Raw genomic sequence first — 4,056 nt, 5'->3', positions numbered from 1 at the left:
GATAACCACATGGATCCAGAACATTACGACGAAGAATGGGCACCGTCTGCAGAGGAGCTGGCAGACCTGCAGGCGGAAGCTGAGGAGGAAGAAAGAAAGGAAACAGTAGCAGAGAGAAAGGAAAGAAAATGAAAACAATAGCTAAATTATTGGGCGAACTCATACAAGTTGCATATGGATGTAAAAGGCACGATGTTTTTGTGAATTATAGTCCACACGTCGGCATTGTATCCGTATGTATTTACTTTGACAAATGGAGTACACGCAAGGATGCGAACGAAAATCATTGCGTTTATTTAGATGAAGAAAACGCAGCGCAGAAATTGAAAGCATTGATCGGATATATCAAACACTTGAGCAAGGAGGGAAACCAATGAGCAAAGTAATATGTATCATGGGAGAGAGCGGAAGTGGTAAAACAACTGCGATGCGTAATCTTCCGCCGGAAGAAACCGTTTATGTCGACTGTGATAAAAAAGGTCTCAGCTGGAAAGGCTGGCGTAATGAGTTTAACGTGGAAAACAAGAATTATATGGCAAGTGATGATGCAGATAAGATTATGCGTATGCTTGTCAAAATCAGTGACAAGCGTCCAGAAATTAAATATGTAGTCATTGATACAATCAATGGCATCATGGTGGGCGATGAAATGCGCAGATGCAAAGAAAAAGGCTACGACAAGTGGATGGACCTTGCACAGTGTATATGGAATATGGTGGACACCGCTCCTACGCTGCGTGATGACCTTAACATCATTTTTACTGCACATACGCAGACAGAGCGCGATGACAGCGGCTATATGTTCACTCGCATTAAAACGAGCGGAAAAAAGATTGACAAAATCTGTCTTGAAAGTAAATTCACAACCATTCTTAATGCAAAAGCTGCAGGCGGACGCTATGTATTCGAGACTCATGCCAAGAACAGCACAGCAAAAACACCTATGGGAGCATTTGAAGAGGATGAGATCGACAATGACATTATGGAAGTTATCAAAGTATTGGAGGAATACTGATGCCGGAAGAAAGACGTGAATGCCTATATTATACAATCGGTAATGTCGATGTGGAAATAGGATTTCCAGAAAATAAGGTGCAATGCAATTACTGTATGTTTTGCAAATATGAAGAGAGTTACAAACGTTATTCATGTCGCTTAACATATGAGTGGTTGCTGGATCCGATGCATAGGATTGGATGCAAATGTCCAATAAAATTCAAGGAGGAAGAAAGATAATGGAACCAATCAACGGATGGAATGAATTAGAAGAAGCTGGAAGTTTTGAAAAAATTGAGTTAGGCGGGCACATATGCGTTATCGTTGGTGCACGCACAGAAGTATCAAAAAGCGGAAACAAGATGCTCGTTATAGCATATGACTTCGCACCAGAAGATAAGCAACAAGGCTATTATGATGCAATGCTGGCAGTAGACAGAAAGAAAGACCCGAATGCCAAGTGGAGAGGTACATATTATCAAGGGTATGGAACAGAACAGTCAAATCCATATTTCAAAGCTTTTATCAATCGGATACTGGAATCTAACCCTGGATACATATGGTCTTGGGATGAAGGAAGCTTGAAAGGAAAGAAATTCTGTGGCGTATTCGGTAGGGAAGAATATCTGAATGATAAAGGAGAATCGAAATTCGCTACCAAGTGTATGTATGTGAGAGCTATTTCTGAAATTGACAACGTAACAATCCCAGAAGACAAGTTACTGAAAAAGACAAGCGTACCTTCTGGTAGATTTACACCACAGCAGGCATATGCCAGCCATCTGGATATAAGGGATGATGATCTTCCTTTCTAAGGTATGAGCAAGTTGTATAAGCGCAACGGTGTCTATTGCATAGATGCCGTTGCATTAAAACAAACGGATGAAATGTTTCTTAACTGCGGAGATTCACTGGAAGTTGATATAAAGCTCATTGACAGACGGCATATAACAGATAAACAAAGGCGCTTTATTTTCGCCTTGTGCGGAGAAATAGCCCGCTATACAGGATACGATTCTGAATGGGTAAGAATGGAATTACAACAACAGTATGCATCAGTAATGGAAATAGAAGTGGAAAGTCTGTCTTCCTGCAGCATGACCTACGCAAACGGCTTAATACGGGCTATTATTGACTATTGCATATATAACGAAATACCGTTCGCAAAGAAGATTATTGCGGACTACGATTATACATTCGACGAAAAGCAATCATATGCGTTGGCTTTAAAAAGAAGATGCGTAATATGTGGGAAACACGCTGAGATACATCATGTTGATGCGATAGGTGCTGGGAATAACCGTCAAAAGATATCGCATGTTGGAAAACGTGCCTTGCCATTGTGCAGGGGATGCCATATAAAATGTCACACGATAGGTAATGAGATATTCATACAAGAGAATCACTTATCACCTTTTATCATTGATAAGAAAATGGAATATTTTATCAAAAAAGGCGAATTAAAGGTGTTTGATGATGATTAACTACCCAGACGGACGCAAGTATACCTCTGTACAAACACCTCCCACAAAGCCCAAAAAGAGCAAATACGGAGCTGTTAAAACAGAGGTGGACGGGATAACCTTCGCATCAAAACACGAGGCATCAAGATACCTAGAATTACGGCTACTGGAGCAGGCAGGGGAGATAATAAACCTCCGCCTGCAGGTACCGTTTGAGCTAATACCAAAGAGCAAGTACGGTATGCCTATCAGATACATAGCAGACTTTATGTATAACGACAGAAACGGTCAGCTGATAGTGGAGGATGCCAAAGGAGTAAAAACGCCTGTGTACCGCTTGAAACGGCGCATGATGGCAGAGATATACAATATTGAGATAAAGGAGACGTAAAATGAATAAAGAAACTTTGGACAAGGCAGTGGAACTGGACGAAGAAATTTGCTGCATAAGAGAAATGCTAGGGACGAAACTCTTTATATTTGGAATGGCGTGCACAGACAGCACGCTGGATACAGAAATTATACGACGATAGAAATTGATACAAAGTTACGGGAAATATTAACAGCTGAATTAGAGCGGAAGGAAAAGGAATTTGCAGAATTGTAGATTGCAGAAAGCTAACAGATTGAGGTGGTAAATTGGCAGAAAGAAGAATGTTTACGTCACAGATAATAGACAGCGACGCATTCCAGGATATGTCATTGTCAGCACAAGCATTGTATTTCCATTTGGGAATGAAAGCGGATGATGATGGATTTCTGGGAAATCCAAAAAGAGTGCAAAGAATGATAGGAGCTTCTGAGGATGATATGAAGCTCCTTCTGATGAAGAATTTTATCTATCTTTTTGATACAGGAATATGCGTTATCAAGCACTGGAAAATGCATAATTACATACAGAAAGATAGGTATAAACCAACAGCATACGAGCTCGAAAAATCTATGCTAGAACTTAAGCAAAATAAGGCATATACGATCAAAAATCCATCATGTATACAGAATGGATACATACTGGATACAACTTGTACGCCTAGGTTAGGTAAGGATAGGATAGGTAAGGTTAGTATAGTAGAGGATAATAAAAGACATTTAAATAATATAAACAACGCGTGCGTATCTCCGTTTCCGGATGTCGAAAAACAGCTTGAAGAAAAAGTGCAGGAGCAAACTGACATATACAACTCATCGCTCATTGATTTGTATGAGCAGGGATTCGGCAGACCATTATCTCAACGTGAGATACAGACAATCTGCCAGTGGGCAGAGGAACACGAAGACCGGCTGATACGATACGCCTTACGTGAGGCATTGACTTATGACAAACAGAGCATTGATTACGTAGACCGTATCCTGCTGAAATGGAAACAGAGAGGATTCACGCCCGAACAGTATGAGGGAGGAGAGAGATAAAATGACTCAAAAAGAATTTTTAAAAGCAGGAAAGCTGATCAAGCAGCACAATATGGATATATCGCAGATAACAAAATGCGTGAATCTGTTTTTAGCGGAAGGTATACACGTATGTGAACAAGAAATGGTGAACTATTTGGCTAAGCAAGGACTGAAGTGCAGATTTGTTTTAGCAGGGACTGAAAAT

Annotated in this window: 9 protein-coding genes; all 9 read left to right on the top strand. The window is 40.4% G+C overall.

The genetic code is table 11. From position 1 onward, the window contains the following. The first annotated feature begins 128 nt into the window (after nt 1-128). Nucleotides 129-377, top strand: coding sequence for a hypothetical protein (locus ACLUJM_RS13140; RefSeq protein ID WP_412413012.1), 249 nt, complete (start codon nt 129-131; stop codon nt 375-377). Next, on the top strand, nt 374-1,015 hold the full coding sequence (locus tag ACLUJM_RS13135) for an AAA family ATPase (protein WP_022300264.1): 642 nt from the start codon (nt 374-376) through the stop codon (nt 1,013-1,015). Before ACLUJM_RS13140 ends, ACLUJM_RS13135 begins: the two co-directional genes overlap by 4 nt. Next, entirely contained in the window at nt 1,015-1,236 is a 222-nt protein-coding gene (locus tag ACLUJM_RS13130; protein WP_412413011.1) for a hypothetical protein, read from the top strand. The genes ACLUJM_RS13135 and ACLUJM_RS13130 overlap by 1 nt, the downstream gene beginning before the upstream one ends. After that, the gene (locus tag ACLUJM_RS13125; protein WP_216882170.1) at nt 1,236-1,811 is read left to right on the top strand and encodes a hypothetical protein; all 576 of its coding nucleotides are present in this window, start codon (nt 1,236-1,238) and stop codon (nt 1,809-1,811) included. The genes ACLUJM_RS13130 and ACLUJM_RS13125 overlap by 1 nt, the downstream gene beginning before the upstream one ends. A 3-nt stretch (nt 1,812-1,814) precedes the next feature. Further along, entirely contained in the window at nt 1,815-2,480 is a 666-nt protein-coding gene (locus ACLUJM_RS13120; protein ID WP_256292864.1) for a putative HNHc nuclease, read from the top strand. Further along, the gene (locus ACLUJM_RS13115; protein ID WP_257349954.1) at nt 2,473-2,850 is read left to right on the top strand and encodes a DUF1064 domain-containing protein; all 378 of its coding nucleotides are present in this window, start codon (nt 2,473-2,475) and stop codon (nt 2,848-2,850) included. Before ACLUJM_RS13120 ends, ACLUJM_RS13115 begins: the two co-directional genes overlap by 8 nt. 1 nt (nt 2,851) lies before the next feature. Further along, on the top strand, nt 2,852-2,992 hold the full coding sequence (locus ACLUJM_RS13110) for a hypothetical protein (protein ID WP_412413010.1): 141 nt from the start codon (nt 2,852-2,854) through the stop codon (nt 2,990-2,992). Nucleotides 2,993-3,098: 106 nt separating this feature from the next. Further along, entirely contained in the window at nt 3,099-3,869 is a 771-nt protein-coding gene (locus ACLUJM_RS13105; RefSeq protein WP_242410831.1) for a DnaD domain-containing protein, read from the top strand. Between the two features lies 1 nt (nt 3,870). After that, nucleotides 3,871-4,056: hypothetical protein (locus ACLUJM_RS13100; protein ID WP_412413009.1), on the top strand; the 186-nt coding region annotated here is incomplete at its 3' end.

Source organism: Finegoldia sp., assembly GCF_046991905.1.
GTDB lineage: Bacteria > Bacillota > Clostridia > Tissierellales > Peptoniphilaceae > Finegoldia.
The sequence above is the reverse complement of the archived record's forward strand: the minus strand, read 5'-3'. Positions and strand labels throughout refer to the sequence as shown.